Source organism: Stenotrophomonas sp. SAU14A_NAIMI4_5, from assembly GCF_003086795.1.
Classification (GTDB): domain Bacteria; phylum Pseudomonadota; class Gammaproteobacteria; order Xanthomonadales; family Xanthomonadaceae; genus Stenotrophomonas.
In genome coordinates, this window is sequence record NZ_CP026003.1 from 2,362,007 (window position 1) to 2,384,998 (window position 22,992).

Annotated in this window: 28 protein-coding genes; 12 read left to right on the top strand and 16 right to left on the bottom strand. The window is 66.3% G+C overall.

The genetic code is table 11. The annotated features are described in order from the left end of the window. Nucleotides 1-82 precede the first annotated feature (82 nt). The 5 genes from C1925_RS11060 to C1925_RS11080 all read left to right on the top strand — a co-directional run bounded on the left by C1925_RS11060 (nucleotide 83) and on the right by C1925_RS11080 (nucleotide 4,044). Nucleotides 83-1,117, top strand: coding sequence for a putative sulfate exporter family transporter (locus C1925_RS11060; protein WP_108768910.1), 1,035 nt, complete (start codon nucleotides 83-85; stop codon nucleotides 1,115-1,117). Nucleotides 1,118-1,132: 15 nt separating this feature from the next. Continuing rightward, entirely contained in the window at nucleotides 1,133-2,011 is an 879-nt protein-coding gene (locus C1925_RS11065) for a LysR family transcriptional regulator (protein WP_108768911.1), read from the top strand. Between the two features lie 131 nt (nucleotides 2,012-2,142). Continuing rightward, entirely contained in the window at nucleotides 2,143-2,748 is a 606-nt protein-coding gene (locus tag C1925_RS11070) for a TetR/AcrR family transcriptional regulator (protein WP_108768912.1), read from the top strand. 99 nt (nucleotides 2,749-2,847) lie between these two features. Beyond that, nucleotides 2,848-3,531, top strand: coding sequence for a type 1 glutamine amidotransferase domain-containing protein (locus C1925_RS11075; RefSeq protein WP_108768913.1), 684 nt, complete (start codon nucleotides 2,848-2,850; stop codon nucleotides 3,529-3,531). A gap of 117 nt (nucleotides 3,532-3,648) precedes the next feature. After that, nucleotides 3,649-4,044 (top strand): hypothetical protein, encoded by a 396-nt coding sequence (locus tag C1925_RS11080; RefSeq protein WP_108768914.1) that lies wholly within the window; start codon nucleotides 3,649-3,651, stop codon nucleotides 4,042-4,044. A gap of 55 nt (nucleotides 4,045-4,099) precedes the next feature. On the opposite strand, the gene C1925_RS11085 is transcribed toward C1925_RS11080, so the two are convergent. After that, entirely contained in the window at nucleotides 4,100-6,298 is a 2,199-nt protein-coding gene (locus tag C1925_RS11085; RefSeq protein WP_108768915.1) for a TonB-dependent siderophore receptor, read from the bottom strand. Between the two features lie 248 nt (nucleotides 6,299-6,546). On the opposite strand from C1925_RS11085, the gene C1925_RS11090 reads away from it, so the two are divergent. Next, nucleotides 6,547-7,203, top strand: coding sequence for a TetR/AcrR family transcriptional regulator (locus C1925_RS11090; protein WP_108768916.1), 657 nt, complete (start codon nucleotides 6,547-6,549; stop codon nucleotides 7,201-7,203). Here the strand turns inward: C1925_RS11090 and C1925_RS11095 are convergent. Then, nucleotides 7,200-7,628 (bottom strand): hypothetical protein, encoded by a 429-nt coding sequence (locus C1925_RS11095; RefSeq protein ID WP_254051301.1) that lies wholly within the window; start codon nucleotides 7,626-7,628, stop codon nucleotides 7,200-7,202. The two genes, C1925_RS11090 and C1925_RS11095, sit on opposite strands and share 4 nt — an antisense overlap. Nucleotides 7,629-8,044: 416 nt before the next feature. Here C1925_RS11095 and C1925_RS11100 point away from each other — a divergent pair, with 416 nt between their 5' ends. Beyond that, the gene (locus tag C1925_RS11100) at nucleotides 8,045-8,785 is read left to right on the top strand and encodes a DNA/RNA non-specific endonuclease (protein ID WP_108768917.1); all 741 of its coding nucleotides are present in this window, start codon (nucleotides 8,045-8,047) and stop codon (nucleotides 8,783-8,785) included. A gap of 124 nt (nucleotides 8,786-8,909) precedes the next feature. Then, a complete protein-coding gene (locus C1925_RS11105; RefSeq protein ID WP_108768918.1) occupies nucleotides 8,910-9,836 on the top strand; it encodes a GAF domain-containing protein in 927 nt (308 codons plus the stop codon). Nucleotides 9,837-9,858: 22 nt separating this feature from the next. Here the strand turns inward: C1925_RS11105 and C1925_RS11110 are convergent, their stop codons facing one another. From C1925_RS11110 to C1925_RS11130, 5 genes are all read right to left on the bottom strand, one after another. After that, nucleotides 9,859-10,296 (bottom strand): hypothetical protein, encoded by a 438-nt coding sequence (locus C1925_RS11110; RefSeq protein ID WP_108768919.1) that lies wholly within the window; start codon nucleotides 10,294-10,296, stop codon nucleotides 9,859-9,861. Between the two features lie 32 nt (nucleotides 10,297-10,328). After that, nucleotides 10,329-10,880, bottom strand: a complete 552-nt coding sequence (locus C1925_RS11115; protein WP_108768920.1) for a cysteine hydrolase family protein — start codon at nucleotides 10,878-10,880, stop codon at nucleotides 10,329-10,331. 199 nt (nucleotides 10,881-11,079) lie between these two features. Continuing rightward, nucleotides 11,080-11,739 carry an NAD(P)H-binding protein gene (locus C1925_RS11120; protein WP_108768921.1) on the bottom strand — a complete coding sequence of 220 codons (660 nt, stop codon included), beginning with the start codon at nucleotides 11,737-11,739 and terminating at the stop codon, nucleotides 11,080-11,082. Between the two features lie 299 nt (nucleotides 11,740-12,038). Continuing rightward, on the bottom strand, nucleotides 12,039-12,842 hold the full coding sequence (locus C1925_RS11125; protein ID WP_108768922.1) for a DNA-formamidopyrimidine glycosylase family protein: 804 nt from the start codon (nucleotides 12,840-12,842) through the stop codon (nucleotides 12,039-12,041). Further along, nucleotides 12,835-13,599 carry a DUF72 domain-containing protein gene (locus C1925_RS11130; RefSeq protein WP_108768923.1) on the bottom strand — a complete coding sequence of 255 codons (765 nt, stop codon included), beginning with the start codon at nucleotides 13,597-13,599 and terminating at the stop codon, nucleotides 12,835-12,837. Before C1925_RS11130 ends, C1925_RS11125 begins: the two co-directional genes overlap by 8 nt. 175 nt (nucleotides 13,600-13,774) lie before the next feature. On the opposite strand from C1925_RS11130, the gene C1925_RS11135 reads away from it, so the two are divergent. Further along, a complete protein-coding gene (locus C1925_RS11135; RefSeq protein ID WP_108768924.1) occupies nucleotides 13,775-14,176 on the top strand; it encodes a response regulator in 402 nt (133 codons plus the stop codon). Nucleotides 14,177-14,205: 29 nt separating this feature from the next. Beyond that, nucleotides 14,206-14,400, top strand: coding sequence for a hypothetical protein (locus C1925_RS11140; protein ID WP_108768925.1), 195 nt, complete (start codon nucleotides 14,206-14,208; stop codon nucleotides 14,398-14,400). A 1-nt stretch (nucleotide 14,401) separates the two neighbouring features. On the opposite strand, the gene C1925_RS11145 is transcribed toward C1925_RS11140, so the two are convergent. The 4 genes from C1925_RS11145 to cho all read right to left on the bottom strand — a co-directional run bounded on the left by C1925_RS11145 (nucleotide 14,402) and on the right by cho (nucleotide 17,418). Next, complete coding sequence (locus tag C1925_RS11145) at nucleotides 14,402-14,749, bottom strand: hypothetical protein (protein ID WP_108768926.1); 348 nt, start codon at nucleotides 14,747-14,749, stop codon at nucleotides 14,402-14,404. Then, nucleotides 14,746-15,909 (bottom strand): zinc-dependent alcohol dehydrogenase, encoded by a 1,164-nt coding sequence (locus C1925_RS11150; RefSeq protein WP_108768927.1) that lies wholly within the window; start codon nucleotides 15,907-15,909, stop codon nucleotides 14,746-14,748. The genes C1925_RS11145 and C1925_RS11150 overlap by 4 nt, the downstream gene beginning before the upstream one ends. Nucleotides 15,910-16,005: 96 nt before the next feature. After that, complete coding sequence (locus C1925_RS11155) at nucleotides 16,006-16,482, bottom strand: YetF domain-containing protein (protein ID WP_108768928.1); 477 nt, start codon at nucleotides 16,480-16,482, stop codon at nucleotides 16,006-16,008. Between the two features lie 78 nt (nucleotides 16,483-16,560). Then, nucleotides 16,561-17,418, bottom strand: coding sequence for an excinuclease Cho (cho, locus tag C1925_RS11160; RefSeq protein ID WP_108768929.1), 858 nt, complete (start codon nucleotides 17,416-17,418; stop codon nucleotides 16,561-16,563). Nucleotides 17,419-17,599: 181 nt separating this feature from the next. Between cho and C1925_RS11165 the strand changes: the two genes are divergently transcribed. Together C1925_RS11165 and C1925_RS11170 are read left to right on the top strand one after the other, a co-directional pair. Continuing rightward, nucleotides 17,600-17,986 carry a sensory rhodopsin transducer gene (locus C1925_RS11165; protein ID WP_108768930.1) on the top strand — a complete coding sequence of 129 codons (387 nt, stop codon included), beginning with the start codon at nucleotides 17,600-17,602 and terminating at the stop codon, nucleotides 17,984-17,986. 96 nt (nucleotides 17,987-18,082) lie between these two features. Further along, nucleotides 18,083-18,949, top strand: coding sequence for an SDR family oxidoreductase (locus C1925_RS11170; RefSeq protein WP_108768931.1), 867 nt, complete (start codon nucleotides 18,083-18,085; stop codon nucleotides 18,947-18,949). A 138-nt stretch (nucleotides 18,950-19,087) separates the two neighbouring features. Here the strand turns inward: C1925_RS11170 and C1925_RS11175 are convergent, their stop codons facing one another. The 5 genes from C1925_RS11175 to xth form a co-directional block, all read right to left on the bottom strand. After that, nucleotides 19,088-19,777 (bottom strand): glycosyltransferase, encoded by a 690-nt coding sequence (locus tag C1925_RS11175; protein ID WP_108768932.1) that lies wholly within the window; start codon nucleotides 19,775-19,777, stop codon nucleotides 19,088-19,090. Next, nucleotides 19,774-20,361, bottom strand: a complete 588-nt coding sequence (locus tag C1925_RS11180; RefSeq protein ID WP_108768933.1) for an SAM-dependent methyltransferase — start codon at nucleotides 20,359-20,361, stop codon at nucleotides 19,774-19,776. Before C1925_RS11180 ends, C1925_RS11175 begins: the two co-directional genes overlap by 4 nt. Beyond that, on the bottom strand, nucleotides 20,358-21,110 hold the full coding sequence (locus tag C1925_RS11185; protein WP_108768934.1) for a PIG-L family deacetylase: 753 nt from the start codon (nucleotides 21,108-21,110) through the stop codon (nucleotides 20,358-20,360). The genes C1925_RS11180 and C1925_RS11185 overlap by 4 nt, the downstream gene beginning before the upstream one ends. Then, the gene (locus C1925_RS11190; protein ID WP_254051302.1) at nucleotides 21,098-22,009 is read right to left on the bottom strand and encodes an acyl-CoA dehydrogenase; all 912 of its coding nucleotides are present in this window, start codon (nucleotides 22,007-22,009) and stop codon (nucleotides 21,098-21,100) included. Before C1925_RS11190 ends, C1925_RS11185 begins: the two co-directional genes overlap by 13 nt. A 162-nt stretch (nucleotides 22,010-22,171) precedes the next feature. Beyond that, a complete protein-coding gene (xth, locus tag C1925_RS11195) occupies nucleotides 22,172-22,963 on the bottom strand; it encodes an exodeoxyribonuclease III (RefSeq protein WP_108768936.1) in 792 nt (263 codons plus the stop codon). Nucleotides 22,964-22,992 lie beyond the last annotated feature (29 nt).

The following is a 22,992-nucleotide window of genomic DNA, read 5'->3' on the forward strand; positions in this document are numbered from 1 at the left end:
TATGGAATGACTGCATTATTTGTATTGGATGCATGGCTGGCGGGCGACCACACTGGCCATCCCATCCCACGCAACTGCTGAAATGAACCGCCCGCTCTCCCCCACCCCGTCCTGGATCCAGCACCATTACGCCGGCCTGCTGCTGACGGCCGCCGTCGCCGCCGTCGCACTCGTGCTGGGGCACTGGCTACCACTGGTGGGCGGTCCGGTGTTCGGCATCGTCCTCGGCATCGTGCTGAAGAACCTGCTCGCGCCGGGCAGCCGCTTCGATGCCGGCATCCGCTTCGGCGGCAAACAGGTGCTGCAGTGGTCGATCATCGCGCTGGGCTTCGGGCTCAGCCTTGGCGAGGTGCTGAAGACCGGCATGTCATCCCTGTCGGTCACCCTGGTGACGATGTCGGTGGCCTTCCTCAGCGCCTGGCTGCTCGGACGCTGGCTGCGCGTGGACGGCAAGATGACCGTGCTGATCGGCGTGGGTACGGCGATCTGCGGTGGCTCGGCGATTGCCGCGGTCACGCCCATCCTCAAGCCCGACGATCACGAAACGGCGTTCTCGATCTCCACCATCTTCCTGTTCAACCTAGTGGCGGTGCTGCTGTTCCCGCTGCTGGGCCACCTGATGCACATGAGTGACCTGGGCTTCGGCCTGTGGGCGGGCACGGCCATCAATGACACCTCGTCGGTGGTGGCCGCCGGCTACGCCTACAGTGATCTGGCAGGCGGCTACGCGACCATCGTCAAGCTGACCCGCTCGACCCTGATCATCCCGGTGTGCCTGGTGCTGACCGTGGTGATGGCGGCGCTGGCGAAGCGGCGCAGCAACACCGCAGGCAGTGCGGGCGGCTTCAATCTCGGCGCGATCTTCCCGTGGTTCATCCTGTGGTTCCTGGTGGCATCGGGCGTGCGTACCGCGGGCTGGGTACTGGACGCCGCGCTGCCAGCGCTGCACACGCTGGCTGAAGTGCTGATCGTGTTCGCGCTGTCCGCCATCGGCCTTTCCGCCAACCTGCGGCGCATGGCCGCCACTGGCATCCGCCCCATCCTGCTGGGCCTGGGCGTATGGGTGACCGTAGCGACCAGCAGCCTCGTGGTGCAGTACTTTATCGGGCAGCTCTGACCGAAACCCGCGCGCATGAACCTCCATCACCTGGCCATCTTCCACGCCATCGCCGAGACCGGCAGCATCTCCGCCGCTGCGATCCGCGTGCGCGTGTCCCAACCGGCGCTGTCGAGGGAGCTGAAGGATTTCGAGGGGCGCTTGGGGGTGGTGCTGTTCGAGCGGCTGCCGCGCGGCATGCGGCTGACCGAACCGGGCAAGGTGCTGCATGCCTACTCGGCGCGCTTGTTCGCGGTGGCCGACAGCGCGCAGGCGGCGATGCGTGATTTCGCCGATGCCCGCGCCGGGCAGCTGTCGATGGGCGCCAGCAACACCATCGGCACCTATGTGCTGCCGCGTTTCGTCGCCCAGTTCCGCACGTTGTTCCCGCAGGTGGGTATTTCCCTGTTCGTCGGCAACACCGGACAGGTCGCGCAGGGCGTGACCGACCTGCGCTTCACCGTGGGCTTCGTGGAGGGGCCGGTGCGGGTCGAAGGCGTGGTCGCCGAGGAATTCAGCCGTGATGAGCTGATTCCCGTGGTGGGTGCGCAGCATCCCTTGGCCAGGCGCAGACGCGCCAAACCGGCCGACATCAACGGTCTGCCGCTGCTGATGCGTGAGCCCGGCTCGGGCACCCGCGAGCTGATCGGCGAGCTGCTGCAGCAGCTGGATGTGCAGACCGGCAGCATCGTGGAGTTCGGCAATACCGAGGCGCTGAAGCAGGCCGCGATCCATGGCGGCGGCATCGCCTGGCTGCCCAGCATCAGCGTGGTACGTGACCTGCAGGACGGCAGCCTGGCCCGGCTTCCGGTGCGGGCGCTGGGGCTGCAACGGCCGCTCAGCATCCTGCGCCGCGAGGGGGCCTACCAGGTGCCGGCGGTCGAGGCCTTCCTGCAGAGGGTGCGCAAAGGCTGATCTGCAGAGCCGAGCCCATGCTCGGCTGCAGGGCCTGAGTCGAGCATGGCTCGACTCTACATAAACTGGGCAAGCGCACGCGCTTGAGACGGCACTAGACGACCGGTCTAATCGGGAGTATCGTGGCTCCCATGCACCCCGCCCCCGACATTGCAGGCACCGACGTCCGCCAGAAGATCCTGGCCAGCGGCCGCCGCACCATGGGCGGCAAGGGCTTCTCGGCGGTCGGCCTGAACGAGGTGCTGACCGCTGCGGGCGTGCCGAAGGGCTCGTTCTACCACTACTTCGGCTCCAAGGAGGCCTTCGGCGAAGCCCTTCTGCAGGACTACTTCGACGAGTACCTGGCCGAGATGGACCAGATCTTCGGCAGCGCCGGCCAGAACAAGGCCGAGCAGCTGGAGCGCTACTTTGCCGCCTGGATGGAGAGCCAGTCCTTCGAGGACTGCCAGGGCAAGTGCCTGGCGGTGAAGCTGGGCGCCGAAGTGGCTGACCTCTCGCCGGCCATGCGTGCGGCCCTGCGCAGTGGCACGGCCGGCATCATCGAGCGCCTGACCCGGGCGATCGAAGGTGGCCAGGCCGACGGCTCCCTGGCCAGCAACGGTGATGCCGCCGCGCTGGCACAAAGCCTCTACCAGCTGTGGCTGGGCGCCAGCATCATGGTGAAGATCGTGCGCGGTCCGCAGCCCTTCGAGAACGCACGGCTTACCACGCGACAGATCCTGCATCCCTCACGCTGAGCGAGGGATGCATCCGACACACTCCCTGCGGAGTGTTTTTTTACGACCAACTGCTAGACGACCGGTCTACTGCACCAACCTTCCAACAGGAGCACCACCATGAAAGTCCTCATCGTTCTGACCTCGCACGACCAGCTTGGCGACACCGGGCACAAGACCGGCTTCTGGCTGGAAGAATTGGCCGCGCCCTACTACGCCTTCAAGGATGCGGGCGCGGAGATCGTGCTGGCCTCGCCCAAGGGTGGCCAGCCGCCGCTGGACCCGAAGAGCAACGAGCCGGCGTTCCAGACCGAACTGACCCACCGCTTCGAGGCCGACGCCGACGCCAAGGCGCAGCTGGCCGCCACCGTGCGCCTGGACAGCGTCGATGCTGCCGACTTCGACACCGTGTTCTACCCCGGCGGCCACGGTCCGCTGTGGGATCTGGCCAATGACGCCCACTCCATCGCGCTGATCGAATCGTTCGTTGCCAGCGGCAAACCGGTCGGCCTGGTCTGCCACGCACCGGGCGTGCTGCGCCAGGTCAAGGCGCCCGATGGCAAGCCCTTGGTCGCCGGCAAGCAGGTCACCGGCTTTGCCAACACCGAGGAGGACGCGGTGGGCCTGACCAAGGTCGTGCCCTTCCTGGTGGAGGACATGCTGAAGGGCCTGGGCGGTGATTACAGCAAGGGTCCGGACTGGGGTTCGTACGTGCGCCGCGATGGCCTGCTGGTGACGGGCCAGAACCCGGGCTCGTCGGCCGAAGCCGCCACGGTGCTGATCCAGGCAGTCGCCAAGGCCTGAGTGCCACGAAGGAGCGATCCGGCGCACACGCCCGGATCGCTCCACTTGGCCGTGCTACGGTGCGCACACAGGCACGCTGCGTATTTCCCAGAGCCTTCCCCACACCGGGCAGTTCCCATGAAGCGCACCCAGGCGACACCCAAGGCGTCCACCGAGACGGTGCCGCCCGATCTGTTTGGCGCCCTGCGCCAGATGCTGCTGCGTCATCGCGATGGTTTGCTCGTGGTCCACGACACGGATCAGCACTTCTACGCCAACTGCCGCACGCCGGCCGCCAATGGCAAGGCGCAGTTCTTCGGTGCGGTGAAGGTGTCCGGACGCAAGCACGCCTTCCACCTGATGCCCGTCTATGACCATTCCGAACTGCTGGCGGGCATCAGCCCTGCGCTGAAGCAGCGCATGCAGGGCAAGTCCTGCTTCAACTTCGACCGCTGGGATGAGCCACTGCTGCAGGAGCTGCAGGCGCTGGTGGACCGGGGCGCCGCGCGTTACGCGGCCGAAGGCAGGCTCTGAGGCCTGCGCGCGCATCCATCCGGCAACGCGACGCTGCCGGATGGGCGCGCCACCCTCAGAAATCGATGGTCGCCGACAGCGTGTAGGTCCGCGGTGCACCCAGCGCCAGGCTGGACAGCAGTGGCTGACCCCAGTAAGCGGTATTGGTCAGGTTGTTGACCGTGCCGCGCAGTGTCAGCGGACGACCCGAGAGCCGCGTGCTGTAGCGCGCGCCCAGGTCATACACGGTGTGCCCGGCCACCCACTGCGTGTTGTCGGCACTGATGAACTGCCGGGACATGGACGTGATCCCCGCATTGATGCTGACACCTTCCAGCATCGGCAGGTCCCATTCGGCGCCCACCTTGCCCTGCACCTTCGGCAGGCCGGTGGCCAGCTTCCCTTCATTGATGCCACTCTGGGTGCGGGTGAGCTTGGGCTGCACATAGGCCACGCCACCCATCAGCCGCACGCCTTCCAGCGGAGAACCGAAGAAGCTCCAGTCCGCGCCGCGGTTGCGCTGCTCGCCGCCAAACGAATAGATGTTCGAGACGGGGTCGGTATAGCCATTGGGCCGCTTGATCTCGAACAGGCTGAAGGAATGCGCAAAGCGCCCCGCGTCCAGCTTCAGGCCCAGCTCTTTCTGACGGGTCTTGAACGGCGGAAACACCTCACCGGCATTGGCCGCGGTGGTGGGGGCGGTCGCGCCCTGGCTCAGGCCCTCGATGCTGTTGGCATACACCGACACCTTGCGGCCCAGCTTGAACAGCACCGCGGCGGCAGGCGTGGTGGCGCTCTGCTTGTAGCGCGAAGACAGTGCACCGGTGTTGATGTCGAACGCATCACTCTGCACCTGCTGGCGGCGTACCACCAGGGTCACCTGCAGGCGATCCCCGGCAAACCCCATCGTGTCGGCCACGCCCACGCTGCGCAGCTTCACCTCGGTATGCATGATGTGCGGGGTGATGAACGGCGGCGCCTCGTTCCAGGTCGGGGCGTACAGATTGGTCACCCAGCTGGCCTCGGGTACGCTGCGGCGGCCGTAGTCGTCCTGCTTGTGCTGGTAGGCGGTCGCATTGGCCGCCACCTGGTGGCTGACCGGACCGGTCTGGAAACTGCCACGCACCCCCACATCCGCCGACTGCTTGCGGGTGTGGAAGGCCAGCTGGGCCACGGTGGTGCGGAAGTCACCGGCGTCGTTGAGCACCAGGGCACTGATGGCGCCGTTGTAGCTGTAGTTCGTCTCGCTGGCACCGAAGGCGGCATAGCCCATCAGGTGATCATTGAAGTCGAACTCACCGCGCGCGATCGCTCCCTTGTCACGGCTCTCCACCCTGCCCCACACCGGGTTGATCAACACATCGGCACGCGGCGGCCTCGGCACGGCCACGCCCACATCCAGGCTCACGCCGCGGGTCGGGCCGTGGATGAGATCCTCGGCGCTGTAGACATCCAGCGATGCACGGCTGCGCTCGCCGCGCCAATCCAGGGCCAGCGACCCCAGCTGGTAGGCCTTGTCCTGGTGGCGGATGGCCCCCTCGCCGTCACGATACACACCGTTGAAACGCACGCCCCACTGCCTGCTGCTGCCGAAGCGGCGGCCCACATCCACGTGGCCACCGAACTGCGCGTCCGAGCCATAGTCCACGCTCACCCGGGTCAGCGGCGCATCGGCGGCGCGCTTGGGAATCAGGTTGATGGTGCCGCCCACCGAACCGCCCGGCGGCATGCCATTGAGCAGCGCAGACGGCCCCTTCAACACGTCGATGCGCTCGAACATCTCCGGCGAGGTGCGGTAGAACGGCGCCATCCCGAACATCCCGTCCACGGTCATGTCCGTCGTGCTGGAGGCAAAGCCGCGGATCGAATAGTTCTCGCTCCATGCGCCTGAAGCGTTGTTGGTGAACACCGTCGGATCGGCAGCGGCGATGACCGAGGTGATGTCACGCGCCTGGCGATCGGCGATGTAGGCCTCGGTGTAACTGATGGTGTTGAACGGCGTATCCATGAAATCCCGGTTGCCTAGCAGCCCCATGCGACCGCCAGCCGCGACCTGGCCGCCGGCATAGGGATCGGTGACGGCCTTGGTCTCGCGGACGTTGACCGAATCCAGGGTGGATACCTCGGCCGAACGGTCGTTGGCCAACGCAATGGCCTGGGCCAGCGCCGAAGGCACGGGAAGGATGAGCAGGCCGCCAAGGGCGAACAGCAGCGGAGTGGCGGCACCCCTGTGCAGGCAGGACAAGGGAGCAAGGCAACGGACATCGGACGTCATCGGTGTTCCTGGGCATGACGGGGCCTGCGCCGTGGCGCGGAGCCCGACGATCGAGGGAGTGCTGACGCAGGCGGAGGTTGTTGGCTGGGTCGATGCCTGGCTGGGAGCAGGTGGACGCGATTGCTACGATCACGCCCTGGCGCAGGCGATGTGCCGCGCGATGAGATTAATTATCATTGCTATAAAATAAATGGTCAAGCCAACCGGCAAGGTCGCCGCGTGGCCGCGCCCGCCACAATGGAAGGTCGATGAAGGACAGCGAACAGGCCCCCGCACGCGGGCGCCCGAAGAAACTCAGCCATGCACGCATCGTCGAGGCCGGGATGGCCATGGGCCTGCGTGACTTGACCTTTGTCGGCCTGGCCGCAGCGCTGGGGGTCACCCACATGACCCTCTACAACCACATCTCCAACCTGGAGGCACTGAAAGGTGCCGTGGCCGAGGCCATCTTCGACGGCTGGCAGATGCCGCCGGTGGATGCCGCCAACGGGCTGGCCCTGCCCGACTATCTGATCGTCTTCATCGCCTCGCTGCGGGACCTTGTCATCGCCAACCCCGGCCTTACGCCTTACCTGCTGCGGCGCTCGCTGGCCTCGCCTTCGATGAGCGGGCGCATCGCCGAGCATCAGGCGTCTGTTGCCGCCGCCTATGGCCTGCCGGCACAGCAGGCACGCTGGCTGCTGTCGACCGTGGCATTCCATTGCGTCGCGGTTGCCGAGACGCTGTACGCCAGCACGCGGGAAGACGGGCTGTCAGACGGTGAGCGCGCGCGTGATGCCGACGAAGTGGGCCGCGAATTCGCCCAGGGCATGCATGCCCTGGTATTGGGCGCGCTGCAGGTCGTACGTGGCGAAGTGGATCTGCAGTCCCTCTCGCTGCCGCCGCCTGCGGCAACGCTGGCCTAGCGTTCCCGGCAGCGCAGCCACCCGCCCGACGGCGAGGCCACCTGTTCCCAGCCATTGGCCAGCCGCCGGAAGGCCTGGCCACCAATGCAGGCGGTGCCGGTCCGCTTGGCTTCGGCCGAACCCAGCGCAGGCAGCGCGCTCACCTCGGTGGAGGGGCCGGGACGTCCGGCCTGGCGGGCTTCGTACTGCAGGGTATTGGCCTCGACGCCATCGCAGTACGCCTTGGCCGCCGGATGCGGATGATTCGGCCACGCGTACTGCGCGCAGTTGAAGGGCGTGGTGCTCTTCGCCATCGAATTGTGGGCCGGCCGTGGCGCGGCCGGCAGCGGTTTGCGCGCGGGGCCGGTCGCGGAGCGGATCTGCTGCGCGGCGGCCGGCAGTGCGGCTACCAGCAGCCACGCCAGCACCAGGGGGCGAACTTCCATGACCTGTCCTCGTTCCTTGAGTCTGCACTGCGGTGGCGCGAGCGTGTGACGCGTCACGCTTCCCATGGATCAACGCGCTGATTCTGCCGCAATCCCCCGCCTGCCGATACCGGCCCGCGCGCCTGCCATGCGCACGTTTCATCCTGCGGTCTGCGATCTGACACACGCAGGACGTTTGCGCCGGGTCACAACTCCGGACATCCAGCGTTGACCTGAAAGCGACACGCACTGACGCTTACGACACCGCGCGCCACCTCGGTGGCCAGGGAGCGCGGTCGAGTTCCTCCTGCATGACCGGCACCCGCCGGGTTCCAACCGCAGTCCTCACCCACCCGCACGCGCAGTGCCGCCGCATGGCGAACGCTTTCGCCGTGAGGGCGTCCTGCGTCCTGGAAAAACCTGACGGAGACACTGCAATGCGCCTTGCCACGTTCCTGTTCGCCCTGGTCCTCAGCGCCTTTGCCGGCGCCGCCCACGCGGAAACGGTCACCCTCAACAAGGGCGGCTTCGTGCTGACCTACGACTGCAGCATCCACAGCGCCACGCGGTACGAATACACCCTGCTGGCCGATACCGGCACGGCCAAGCGCCCGTCCAGCTTCTACAAGGACACCGACCTGCCCACCGGCTGCCTGGGCCAGAACAGCACCGCGTCGTACGCCAGCATCCACGCCGGCTATGACCGTGGCCACCTGGTCACCTCCAACCACATGGACTACGACACCACCTACATCCGCCGCGCCAACTTCATGACCAACATCGTGCCGCAGGTGTCCAGCTTCAACCAGGGCATCTGGGTGAAGGCCGAGAACGTGGCCGAGTGCTACCGCGACATCGCGCCGGTGGACGTCTATGGCGGCGTGGTCTACGGCGATGCCGCCAACGATTACTTCCTGGCCAGCCACGGCATTCCGACGCCGGAGTTCTTCTGGAAGACGATCATCACCCGCGACCCGCAGACCGGTACCGCCAAGGCGATCAGCTGGATCATTCCCAACGAAGCCAACCTGGGCAGCCTGGACAACTACCTGGTGACCATCGCCGATCTGGAAGAACTGCTCGGCGCCAGCTACGTGGCGATCAACGCACCGGCGTCGCTGAAGAACATGCTGCCGGCGACCACCTGGCCGCAGCCGGCCGGTTGCGACCTCGGCTGAGCCCTGCAGCCTGCCCCGGCCATGCGCCGGGGTACGGGTCGCCGGCCTGGTGAGGTGGTGGTTCATCCATTGGGCGCGGGCGTGCTCTAGCATGAGCGACGACCTTTGACTGCCCAGGATCATCATGACGGATCATTCTTCTGCCGCATTCACTGAAACCGAACGCCAGCACGCGCTGGATGCGCTGCACGTGGTCGGCAGCCTGCCCGAGCCGGCCTACGATGACATCGTGAAGGTGGCGGCCGCCGTCTGCGGTACGCCGATGGCCCTGGTGACCCTGATCGATCGTGATCGCCAATGGTTCAAGGCCCGCATCGGCGTGGATGGCAGCGAAACCGACCGCGACGTGGCGGTGTGCGACCACGCCATCCGCCAGCCCGAGCAGCTGCTGGAAGTGGGCGACCTGAAACAGGACAGCCGCTTCGCCGACAACCCGGTGTTGAACGAGATGGGCGCGCGCTTCTACGCGGGCATGCCGCTGGTCACCCGCGAAGGCGCGGCGGTCGGCAGCGTCTGCGTGGTCGACCTGACTCCGCGCTCGCTCAGCCAGGAGCAGCGCGAGGCCCTGCAGGCCCTGGCCCGGCTGACCATGAACCTGATGGAAGCGCGCAGCCGCGAGCGCGAGCAGGAAGTAGCGACCATCCTCGAGCAGAGCCCGCTGGTGGAAGCCGCGCACGCCACCACCGGCACGGCCTGCACCGTGGTCATCCTCGAGTTGCAGGACCTCGCCGGCCTGGCCGAACAGATGGGCGAGCGCAGCCTGGAACGCCAGCTGCAGCAGCTGGACGTGGCGCTGGAGCAGTGCCTGGATGCCGGGCGCGGCGACAGCATCAACCGCGTCACCGGCAGCGGCGAGTTCATCGCGGTGCTGGGCAGCGACCAGGCGGCCGCGACCCTGGCCGCCCTGCAGGCCGTGGCCAACGATGCCTCCGCGCGACTGCCGCGGCCGCTGCTGCTGGGCGCCGCCGGCGGCACCGGCGAAGAGAGCACCAGCGCGGTGTTCCTGCGCGCCGACCGTGAGCTGAGCGCGCGCAAGGACGAGCAGCGCTGAGCCTGCCTCAGGCAGGCTCGATTCAATCGAAGTAAAGCATCATGGCCGGCCCGCTGCATCCAGCGGGTACCGGCTCCAGCACCATGCCGGGCAAGGCCTCCATGTTACCGCCGCCAAAGGTATGCGGCTCGCCGAAGGCCACGCGCGTGCCAGTGAGGGTATTGCGCACCCCCACAGGCACTCCACGCAGCGTGTCCAGTTCGAAGTACGCAGGCCACAGCGCCAGCGTTCGCTGATCGCGCGCACCGACGAAGTACACGCACCTACCGCGCGGCGCGATCGTACCTGTCGCTGCAGCCGTCAACAGGATGGAAGACTCCGCCGGGGTCAGCTTCACCAACCGCAGCTGCGACGAAGGATGGCGATCACCGCCCCCCGCCGTGCTGCAGCCCGCCACTGCGGACAGCAGCATCAGCACAAGGCTGCTGCGGAGTGTCCGTGTCTGGGTCATCGATCCCATCTGCCCTCCTGGCTGACTTCGTTGACCGGAGCTTACCCTGCCGCGAACGTGCAGTCTGCGCTGGCGACCAGGCTGACAAACGCCCCGCCGAGCGTGGCGTTGTGATGCTCGACGATGGTCTGCGCCTCAAGCACGGCCGAATCGGTGGTGGTATGCGCGTCGGCCACCAGCACGGCCGCAACGCCGAGGTCGCGCGCGGCGCGGCAGGTGGTATCCACGCAGTAGTCTGTCTTCATGCCGACGATGACCAGTTCCTCGACGCCAGCCGCCGCCAGCCGCTCGGCCAGGCCGGTCTCGAAGAAGCAGCTCGGCCGCGTCTTCTCGAACACGGTGTCGCGCGCGGGATCGATGGCGAGGTCAGCCAGCAGCTGCGACAGCGGACTGTCGCTGGCCAGCGGCGAGCCTGCGGGGCCGACATGGCGTGCGGCAAACACCGGGGCACCGGCGGCATGCGCGCGGTCGACCAGCGCATTGATGTTGGCCAGCACGTCGTCAGCGCGGTACGGACGGTGCGCGCCGTTGAACAGGCCGTGCTGCATATCAATGACCAGCAGGCCGCGGCGGGGAATTCGGGATGGGGACATGGTGTTTCTCCTGTGGGGTGGGCACGGACGGAGAAACAGAAGACCCCGTCCATGACTGGCGGGGTCCTGAGGCGTGGCGCTACATCACGTCACGTAACGACCTCACGACCTGCCGTGGGCAGTCGTGGTGGTAGTGACGGTGGCGGCGCGGAGGACCATGCGCTCGATGCTGCGTCAGCGCGTTGTCGTGGTCAAGCCCTCATGCCGGCGACAGCGCCTGCAGTGCATCGAACACCGGGGTTTCGCCCTCGGTGAGTTCGATGATGCAGCGGCGCAGCTGCGGGTGTTCGATCAATGCCAGCAGCGTGGCGGCGACGTCGGCGCGGGCAATGTTGCCGTAGGGAATGGCCAGGCCGGCACGCACCCGGCCCGTGCCCGGTTCGTCGGTGAGCGTGCCCGGGCGCAGGATCACCCAGTCCAGCGAGCTTTCGGCCAGATGCACGTCGGCACGTTTCTTCACCACCATGTAGTTCTCGAACGTATCCGACAGGTGCTTGCCGCGCCCGGCCTCCGGGAAGGCCGACACCAGCAGGAAGCGCGGCACGGCGGCGGCCTGAGCCGCAGCCACGGCCAAATCCAGCCCGCGCCCATCGATGGCGTCGGTCATCGACGCGCCGCCCTTGCCGCCAGCACCGGCCGAGAACACCACCACGTCACAGCCTTTCATCAGTGCCGCCAGCGCGGCGACATCCAGCTGCAGCAGGTCGCCCTGCACCGGGCGTGCGCCGAGGGCGGTGAGTTCGGCGGCCTGTTCCTGCGCGCGATGCAGGGCCAGTACGCGATGGCCGCGTGCGCTGGCCTGCTGGGCCAATGAACGACCGACCTTGCCGGCCGCGCCGACGATGAAAACCTGGCTCATTCAAACTCCTCTGGGATAACTGGACGTGAGTGTGGAGGGCCACGATCGAACGCAGCGTGATTGGCAGAAGCGCGGATTTTCGCTGACGCCGCCAGCAATGGCGGCGTTCCTGCGGATGCTGTCACCCAAGAGCCCGCATGCATCCCGACATTCCCGACCGGGACGCTGCGACGGTATCGATGGCGACACTGATCAGGCAGAGTTCACCGTTTACAGCGCCGTCCTGGGCGCCGCGGTGTTCGTGGTCACCAATCGCTGTTGCTGCTCAGTGCCGTGAGATGCGCCAGGCCTGTCAGCCGTCAACGCGGAACCTTTGGGCGTGATCGCCGGGAAGATGCCGCCTGCCCTGGCGACGGCGATGGAGCTCCCGCTGGTCCGTACAGGCGCTGGCAATCCGGGCAGAAAAACGTTCGCCGCTGCGTGGTTCCCATGTACAGCTTGCTGACTGGCCCACCACAATTCGGGCACGTCTTCCGAGTGTGAACCTGCCAATGCTTTTTGAGTTCGTGCTCGCGCTTCCAGCGCAGGAAGTCGAAACTGTAGTCGCGCGCCTCATGGATGAGGCGGCTCAGCAGACGGGGAGGCAGGGATCCAACCCGACTCCCTGGGTGCACGCCGATGCGGAACAGGACCTCGTTCTTGATGATGTTGCCGACCCCGGAGAACACGGACTGATCCAGCAGGGCATCGCAGACCAGGACATCGGGCATGGCCTTGAGCTTACGACGCGCCAGGCGCGCATCCCAGAGGTCGCTCATGACGTCTGCCCGCCAATCGTAGACATCGTCCAGCGACTGCTCGATGAGCTTCACCGAGCACGCATAGAAGTTCAGCTCTTCCCTGTCGAACTGGAGCGAGACCCTCGGCGCGGCATCCTTGCGCTCGTTGATACGGTAGCTGCCAAACATCATGAGGTGGATCCGCAGAGTGACATGGCTGAATTCCAGGAGGAAATGCTTGCCCCAGCTGCGTACCGCCTTGATCCGGCGTCCAACCAGAGGCGTCAGGTCGACGCGGCTGTTGCCACCGACCTCGCGCACTGTTCTGCCCCTGAACCGGGCCGTTTCCTCGCGCAGCAGTACGATTGAAGGACCTTCAGGCATGCGTGTTCTCCTGCAGCAGCGTCTGCAGACGCAGTGCATTGGGTATGGCGTTCCCATGCGCAGTGTTGTCGAGGATGATCCAGGCCGGACCGTCTCCTGCGGCCGCACCTGCCGCCTGCGCCAGGGCCCGCAGGTCATTGTCCCCGTAACTGCTGTAGTACATCCGCGGCCTGCCATGCCATCGCCAGTAACTCCAGTGGCGCGCGCCGCCAGGCTCAGCGGCCTGGGCAAGGCGCGCGGGATCTGCAGCGACGCGCGCGATGCCATGACGCTCCAGCATCGAGTCCGCCGCCGCCGAAAACCAGCTTTCGTGACGGGGCTCGCAGGCGATGGCGACCCCCGTGCGACGCCGGACGGCGCGGAAGAAGGCAGATGCCACGCGGGCATCGAAGTCCAGCCGCGGCGGCAACTGCAGCAGCAACGCGCCCAGCCGGTCGCCCAGATGGTTCACCGCATGCAGGAATGGATCAAGAAGCGGTGCCGCACCGCGCAGGCCGCAGTCATGAGTGATGGCCTGTGGCAGTTTCACCGAGAAGCGGAAATGCGCCGGGACGGCCTGCGCCCATCGGGCATAGGTCTCCGGTTTGTGCGGACGATAGAACGAGGAGTTGATCTCCACCCGCGAAAAGCGGGTGGCATAACGCTGCAGTGCGCTCTGCCCCTCGCCGAAGTCGCTGACGTGGGCGGAAGGCAAGGACCACCCTGCACAGCCCACCTGAATGGATTCAAATGCCGAGGTGGCGGACGCGGTCTTCATTCATCCAGCTTCGCGCAGCGTCCGTGCTGCGGTGGTGAGCCGGGCACGCTGCCCGCGTGAAGTGTTTCAGGAGGCCATATGCCGCTTTCGCATGCCGCACACAGCGGGCAGGCACTGCCTTGATGCCCGGAAGCGGACAGTACCTTCCAATAAGAGGTAACGGACAAGGTTCGGCATGCAGAAGTACGGAAGTGAACGCGTCGAGGAACAGTGCCTGTTGCTGGTGGAGGATCAGCTGGACCTGGCCGAGCTGGTTGAAGATGCACTGTCCATCGACGGAAGTACCATCACACATGCTGAGAGCGTGTTCGAGGCATTGAGCCTGCTCCGCAGCGAGCAGTTCGACGCAGCCATCCTCGATATCGAGCTGGGCGACGGTGTGGTATTCCCTGTCGCCGACCGCTTGGCGGAGCTGGGTGTGCCCTTCCTGTTCGCATCGGCGGTCTACGATCAGGTCGTTCCGGCCCGCCACCAGAAAGCCCGTTTCGTGGCCAAACCCTTCCACATCCCGCAGCTGCAGGAAGCGGTCAACCAGACGCTCGCGCAGGGCCGTGCCGCGCGCCCGTCACAGCGCTGAGATTTCATCCTTACAAAGGAACTCCTCTGATGAGCAAGCTACCGTTCAATCCCACGGGCGACGCCAGCGACCAGGACAAGGCGCATACGCCGGACAAGGTCCGTACCGACCAGAGCTGGAAGAAAGGCAAGGACATGCCGGAACAGGACGAGACAGCACATCCGGACGACTACGAGCGACCAGAGGTCGATCCGACGGCGGGTCGTCGGGGCTCGAAAAGCTGAGTCACGCTGCCGGTACGGCTTGAAGCGCGTCGAACCAACCGGCGTACGGCGTATTCTTCACCAGGTGGCGGTTGTAGTCTTTCCCCCCATCTGTCCACCACACTGGGCCACGCTCTCCCAGGCCCCGTTTCGCCGCATCCACCGCGCGGCGCGCCGCGCGTAGTGATGTGGCCTCCCCGCTTCGCATTGCCGCCTGCACCGCGCGCCGCGCGTCCATGAGCGCCGCCACCCACCGCGCACGCTCGGTGGCGGTGAGGTTCGGGTTGGTCGCGCGCCAGAGCCGGCCGCGCACCACGATGTAACGCTTGTCAGGGGTCAGCGGCGTACCGCTCGCAGGATCGCTTGTCACGGGGTCAGCACGATCTTCCGGCAGTCATCATCCTTCGCATCGAACATGGCATAGCCCTGCGCTGCCTCGGCCAGACTCATCCGATGCGAAATGATGTTGCCGGGGTCCAGCTTTCCCTCCAAGATGGCAGTCAACAGCTCAGGCATGAGGCCCTGCACATGGGTCTGCCCCATCTTGAAGGTCAGGCCCTTGTCGAATGCATCCCCCAGCAGGAAGCCATGGATGAAGCCGGCATACACGCCAGGAATGCTGACCACCCCACCGCGGCGAGCGGCAGCAATGCACTGGCGGATGGCCGCGCCGCTGCTGCCTTCAAGCTTCACTGCGGTCAATGCAGTCTCAAGCGAACTGCCCTCCGCCTCGAACCCGACCGCCTCGATGCAGGCATCCACGCCTCGCCCGCTGGTCTGGCTGACGATGTAGTCGGCGGGATCGTCCACCTTGCTGAAGTCGATGGGCGTGATGCCGTAGGTCCGTTGCGCGAAATCCAGCCGATACGGCAGATGATCGACCATGAAGATGGTTTCCGCACCCAGCAGGCGGCAACAGGCAGCGCTCATCAACCCCACCGGGCCTGCACCGAAGATGGCTACCGTCGAGCCCGCCTTCACCCCGGCGTTGAGTGCGGCTTGATAGCCGGTCGGCAGGATATCGGACAGGAACAGCACCTGTTCATCTGCCACGCCTTCAGGAATGCGCAGTGGACCGACGTTGGCCTTGGGCACCCGCACGAATTCCGCCTGGCCGCCAGCGACCCCACCGTAGAGGTGGCTGTAGCCAAACAATGCGGCAGGCGGCATCAATCCCTTCGCATTGAGTGCCGCGCCTTTGCCGGGATTGGTGGTCTCGCACGCGGCATACTCCGCCAGCTGGCAGTGGAAGCATTCACCACAGGCAATCACGAACGGGATGACCACTCGGTCACCGGGGCGCACCTGGGTCACGCCCCTGCCAACCTCTTCCACGATGCCCATGAACTCATGGCCGAGTACATCTCCGGTGTGAAGGTCCGGAATCTTGCCCCGGTACAGATGCAGGTCGGAGCCACAGATGGCGGTGGCGGTAACGCGCAGGATGAGATCATCCTCGGCGGCGAGCACCGGATCGGGCACGGTCTCAACGCGGACATCCTTGCGGCCGTGATAGGTCAGCGCCTGCATCGTCGTTCTCCTGCCGTTGGGGACTGCAGGGTTGCATGGGCACGGCTGTGCCCACGGTGACCTTGTCGTGTGCGGCGTGTGGATTCCACTGCAGCTTCAGCGGCCTTCGGCATCCACGGTGATCTCTCCCGAGGTTTCCAGCATGGCCAGTTCGATCTGGTGATGGCCATCGCAGCCTGCCTTGCGCATGGCCACGTCCAGGTCCTCCGGCGCCACATTGCAACGGCGCAATTGCTCCCAGAACACCTTGCCGTTGCGCACCAGCACCACCGGCGCGCCCTCCACCCAACGGTGCAGCCGACGATTGCGCGCGGTCACGAAACCGACCAGCCAGTTCAGACCCAGCAACGTGGCGGCAAGGATGAGTCCGCCAAGCAGTGAGGTGTCCTCACCGATCAGCGAGTTCTGCACTGCCGTGCCCAGCAGGACGATCACCAGCATGTCGAACGGTGCGGACTGCCCGATCGATCGCTTGCCACTGAGGCGCGTCAACAGCAGCACCACCACGTAGACGGCGGTGGCCCGTAATACGAACTCGAACCACGGCATGCCCAGCTCGAACAGATCGGTCACGGTATTCTCCCTGCATGGCCTGCCCGGAGGGATACAGAACAGGTCGTCCACGCTGCGTGACTCCGCCTGTGCGGCCTGCTAAAGCGGGTGCAGGGCCCATTGGCCCAACGACAGCCCCTTGCGAAGGATCCGGTACGCGTCGCGGTCGAACACCGGATCACTCCGACGCACGCGCCGGGCAGCGGCCAGGGTCTTCGCGCTGCCGTGATAGAACCATCCATCAACGACGTGGAACTGCCGCATCGCTTCGCCGCGTTCCTCGATGGCCACGGGGCCGGCGTAGGGCCATTCGGCAATCTCCAGCAGCATGAGCGCATCGGCCAGCCGCTGTTGATGCTCGGCAAGGGTCTCGCCGCCGCAGCAGGCACCGGCACACTGGCGCAGCATCGAGCGGAAGCACGGGCGTCCAGAGGGAAGCCGTTCCAGGCCCAGCAGCGAATAGCAAAGCCGATTCTCATCCGCCACGCGGCGCAGTGACTCACGCGCGGCGCGGGCACTCGAATAGATGCCGTACAACATCGGCGTGGTCGTCAGATCCACCTCTGACGAGTTCACCACACTGATCTCGCCCCGATACAGACGCAGGCTGAACTGACGCGGCAACCGCCGCAGCAGCCGGTTGTACAGCGGGCGCTGTTCTTTCACCATCGCCGCCTCCAGCAGCTGCGCGCCCAGATCGCCCGCCATCGGCAGATGACTGATGCGCTCTGACTGGCGCAGCATCGCAGCCTCCTCAGCCGTCCGCAGATGGTCCATCACCCGCGTGCGCAGGTTGATGCTCTTGCCGATGTAGAGCGGCAGGCCGCCCTCGCGGCCATGGAACGTGTAGACGCCGGGTTGTGCGGGGAGCGCCTGCGCCTGCTCGCGCAGATGCTCGGGAAACACATACCCGGCGGCGCGGGCGGAACGTCGCGCGGCCTGCGCATTGGAAGGCATGAAGGGCAGCAGTCAGGTGCAGTGGGACCAGCGGTGCATGATAGGCAAGCGCCGCAGGACGGCCAACGCGTAACGGTGCACGCCACTGAACGCTTCATGTTGATGCCGTGGACACTTGACGTGCACGCCTTCGGCGCGGGCGCCTCGACCACTCTGGTGCCCCCCCGTACGGAGAGAAACCATGACGCAGGAAAACCCCGGCGCCCTCGGGCGCACGCGCTGGGCCATTGCCGAGGGCTACATTCCCGGTTGGAGCAACGGGCCTGGGCCCGAGCTGCAGAGTCACGACACGTGCTGCATCCTCAATGCCGGCAGCACCGATGCCCGTATCAGCCTGATGCTGTACTTCGAAGATCGAGCGCCGCAGGGGCCCTACACCTTCACCGTTCCTGCCCAGCGCACCTGCCACAAACGCTTCAACGACCTGCAGGAACCAGCCCCGGTGCCGCTGGGCGTTGGCTTCTCCTGCGTCATCGAGTCCGACGTGCCCGTGGTGGTGCAGCACACGCGCCTTGATTCGCGCCAGGCGGCGAACAGCATCATGACCACCATCGCGCACCCGCTGTGACCCACGCCGTGCACGCCGTGCCGACATTGCTGGGCCACGGCGTTTACCGCGGGGTGCCCACACTGGCAGCTCTCTTCCCCCACACAGGACGCACGCATGCCAGTCCCCAACTACCCGAAGCCGCCATTCAAGGCGCAGCAGCAGTCTTTCCCTGGCAAGACCAGCAAACTTGACCCGAAACCGGACCACGGTGAACAGAGCTACAAGGGTCACCGCCAGCTTGAGGGCAAGAAGGCACTCATCACCGGTGGCGACAGCGGCATCGGCGCAGCCGTGGCCATTGCCTATGCACGCGAAGGTGCGGATGTGGCGATCGCCTTCCTGGAAAGCGAAAAGGACGATGCTGCCGCCATCGGCAAGCTCATCCAGGAGGCCGGCCAGAAGGCGGTTCTGGTCCCCTGCGATATCAGTGACGAGGCGCAGGCCGAACAGTTGATCCAGCGCGTCGTGACCGAGCTGGGCGGTTTGGACATCCTGGTGAACAACGCCGCCTACCAGCGCTACTACGAGTCGTTTGACGAGATTACGATGGAAGACTGGCGCAGGACGTTCGACACCAATGTCCATGCGCTGTTCAACCTGACCCGCCTCAGCGTTCCGCACCTGAAGGACGGCGGCTCGGTCATCAACACCGCCTCGGTGAACTCCAAGAAGCCGACGCCGAACATCCTGCCGTACTCGACCACCAAGGGTGCGGTCGCCAATCTCACAATCGGCCTGGCGGGGCTGTTGGCCGAAAAAGGCATCCGGGTCAACGCGGTCCTCCCGGGCCCGATCTGGACGCCGTTCATTCCTGCCGGCATGGCTGCAGAGGAGGTTGAGAGCTTCGGCAGCCAGACCCCGTTCGGCCGCCCTGGCCAGCCCGCCGAGCTTGCGTCTGCCTATGTGATGCTGGCAGCGGACAGCGCCAGCTACACATCGGGCGCACTGCTTACCATCTCCGGTGGCGCAGTGACCGTGTAACCTGCTGCTTGCCTGCCGCAGGTCTTCCCCTGCGGCGCAACCAAGCATTGACTGGTGGGGCAGACGACTGTTGCCCTGCCCTGCCCACCCGGGTGAAATGAGGTGGCCTATCGGCAGGCAGCGGAGTTGCAGGTTCTGTCAGTTGGCAAGGGAGAGCTGAGGAGACGGCAGAGCCTCAGCAGCGGCCAGGCTGGCGAGATAATCGGCAAAGCCACCGACGGCGCGGCCTGACAACCGGCCACTGGTGGTCACCACAGGCGCGCTGGCCCAACGGATCGACGCACCCGCCACCTCCAATCGGCGCACCAGGTCCACATCTTCGGAGCATCGCTGCGCCGCAAATCCGCCCGACCGCCGGTAGGCAACGGCCGAGACGCCGAGGTTGGCCCCATGCACGCGACCATGCCCCTCACCCCAGCGCTCACTGCGCTGGAAGCAGCTGCGCAGCCACGCCTGCTGCGGCTCCAGAGAGCCGAGATCGACCACGCCACAGAACACGTCGGTGCCTGCGGCGCGCTGCGCCACCAGCCAATCGGCCGGGACTGCGCTGTCTGCATCGGTGCTGGCCAGCCATGCGGCGCCGCGCTCGAGCAGCACGCCCGCCGCGGCCGCGCGCGCAGCGCCCACACACCGCGCCTGCAGGCTGAGCGTCTCCGTCGCCAACCGCGAACAGACCTCGGCGCTGCCATCCGTGCAGGCATCCAGCGCGACGATGATCTGCACCGGCTCGCCAGCCAGCCCTGGATGCGCTGCAGCGATGGCCAGCGAGCGCAGGCATGCGGCCAGGTGCTCGGCCTCGTTATGCGCCGGCACCAGCACGCCGATCATCTCAGGCCCTCGTTGCTGGCCAGGGAGAGCGGCCTGCGCGTCCAGCCCTGCAGGATGAAATCGCTATCGCGGTAGCAGAACGCCTCCTGCAGGCCATGCCCGAGCCGCTCGTGCACCAGCGCGCTGCGACTGGCCCGGCCCGGGAATGACGGCAGCCAATGGCAGGCAACCAGCAGGCCGTCGTCCTTCATCGCGGCATGCAGCCCATCGCGCAGCTCGACCAGCGCTTCCGGGCCCAGGTAGTAGCCCATCTCGCCACACACGATCAGATCGAAGCGACCGGCCGGCCACTGCTGCGGGTGCTGCGCGCAATGCACCTGCACATGCGGCAGATGGGCCAGCCCACGACGCGCCTGGAAGGCGGCGCGCGGACTGATGTCGGTAGCCAGCAGGCGCTCGCAGCGGCCGGCCAGGCGCTCTGTCAGTACCCCGTTGGAGCAGCCCAGCTCCCAACCGCGCTGGAAACTGGGCTGGGTCAGACTGGCCATCAGCAGGTCGCGTTTGCGCTCTTCGTACCAGCGGGTGCGGTAGCCGAACGGATCTTCGTTGGCATGCAGGTCATCAAAGTACGGCTGGGCGCTCATGCGAAGTAAACCTCGTGGTTTCTATAGAATCGGGTGAGTACGTGGGCCGGCAGGATGGGCTCGGCGTGCAGCCTCGAGACATCGCCGGTCTGGGTGCGGAACTGTGCGATCGCTTCGCGCTTGTGCGCGGCGACGGCGGAAATGTCGAGCAGCTTCGGCTGCTCCCACGCCATGTGGGCGCAGCCGGGGTCCAGCCAGTGCCAGCCCCAGACGGGGTATTCAAGACGTCTGCAGCCGACCGCCCGGGCCGCACGCCAGGCGGCGCGGCCGGCCGCTTCGTGATCGGGATGGCCATCGAAGCGCCACGGCGCCAGCACCAGGTCGTCTTCGCGCAGGGTCTGCCACAGCCAGTCTTCGAGGCCGGCTTCGTGGTCGGTGACGCCCCCATCGGCAATGCCAAGATGGACAATGGCGCCGGCATCAATGGACAGCGCGCCAAGCGCATCGCGCAACTCTTCACGGCGTGCCTGGCGCAGGCGCTGCGGCGTCCACCAGCGCTCGCCCGGGTAGCAGGCCTCACCGTCGGTCACCGCAACGACCTGTACTTCCAGGCCGATGCCTGCGGCCGCACACAGCAGCCCGCCACACGCCAGCACCTCGTCATCCGGGTGCGGCGCGACCACTACGAGCCGGCAAATGCCTGCACACAGGTCAGCAAGCGCGGTTTCAGGTTGTTGCCAGAGCCAGTCGCAGTGTTCCCACGCACGCTCCTCCGAACCCTGGCCGTGGATGGTGGCTACAGCGACCATGGCATCACCTGTCGGGCGCACTGCTCACCCAGCCATTGCCAATCTTTGTCGGCGTGACTCTGGCGCATGAACACCGTCAGATCCGCCCAGCGCCGTGCATGGGCATCTTCCATGCACATCGGCGCGGGGCCAAGCGCGCGGCCGGCCAGATCAAGCACCTGGGTGGCGGCGCGCTCGACGACGCTGCGCACGCGTACCACCTGCACGCGGTGTGTCAGCTGCGGTGCTGCGTCGATGGCCATGGCCAGTTCCCGCAGCAGCGCGGCTGCCGGTGCCAACGCCAGATCGACCTTGCCCAGCAACCGCGCGCGCAGGCCCTCGCTGCAGCCGTGCTGCATGCGCTCGGCCAGGGCTGTCGCCGCACCGAACCATACTGCCGCGATGCCGGCGCCGCCGTGCCAGAAGCCCGGTCGTTCCAGATAGCCATCGATCGGACCCACCACTTCGGCTTCTGCGCCATCAAAGCGCACCGTGGTGGACGGCACACCGGCCATCCCAGCGGCCGGCCACGGCTCGCCATCCATGCAGTGCCACTGCGAGGCGTCCACCTTGTAAAGCTGCACGCCCGCCTCGCCGCGCACGGTCACCAGCGCGGTGTCGACCAGATTGCTTCCCGAGCACCACGGCTTGTCGCCGCGCAACCGGCCGTCGTGCTCCGCCCGCAGCGTGCAGGCCGGGCCCTCTGCCGCCCACACCGCCAGAAGTTGTTCTGAAGGCACGGGCACGCGCAATTCGTGCAGGATCGCGATCGCATCGTGATGGGCTTCTAGCACTTTGGCCAGGCACAGGTCTTCATGACCCAGTGCTGCCAGTGCACGCCAGCGTTCAAGGGTGCGGCCCTGGCCCGGAAGCGGAAGATCAGGCACCTGCAACAGGCGCTGCCTGGCAAGGTTGGACAACGGGGGAGGCAGGACGGGAGCAAGCATTTCGTGAACGTCGCAGGGGACAGATCTGGAACGTAGGCCTTCCCCGGTCACGTTGCTGTCTTGCTGATGTATCCGCTGGATGATTGCCGTGGATATGCATCGTCACGGCCGCTGCCCAACGTCACGATGAAGCATTCAGACGCTGACGGTGATCCAGGTCGGCGCGTGATCGCTGGCCTTGTCCTGCAGGCGCACCCAGCGATCGACCCCGGCATCCTTCAGCCGCGACGCAAGCACCGGATTGAGCAGCAGGTGATCGATGCGCAGCCCGCGGTCGCGCTCGGCATGCTGGCGGAAGTAGTCCCAGAAGGTGTAGATCACGTCCTCCCCGTGTACTTTGCGCAGGGCGTCGGACCATCCCTGCGCCAGCAGTCGTTCGAAAGCATCGCGGACATCGGGCTGGAACAGCGCGTCACGCTTCCACGCCTTGGGGTCATACACATCCAGCTCAGTGGGGATGACATTGAAGTCGCCCATAAGCACCGCCGGGTGCGGAAGATCGACCAGCGAGCGGGCATGGCCCAGCAGGCGCTGCATCCAGCGCAGCTTGTAATCGAACTTCGGACCGGGCTGCGGGTTGCCGTTGGGCAGGTACAGTGCGCCCACCACGATGCCATGCACGGCCGCTTCCAGATAACGGCTCTGGCTGTCTTCGGGATCACCCGGCAACCGGCGACGGCTTTCGATCGGTATCGCGTCGCGCGCGAGCACTGCGACACCGTTCCAACGCGCTTCGCCGCACCAGATCGCGCCATAGCCCGCCTGCTCCAGCTCCGCTGCCGGAAACGCTGCATCCGTGGCCTTCAGCTCCTGCAGGGCGACCACGTCTGGTGCTTCACGGTCCAGCCATGCCAGCAGCTGCGGCAGCCGCGGGCCGATCCCATTGACGTTGAAGGTGGCGATGCGCAGCGTTTTCCGACGTGGCATGGCGGAGGCCCCGGCTGGCCCAATGCACG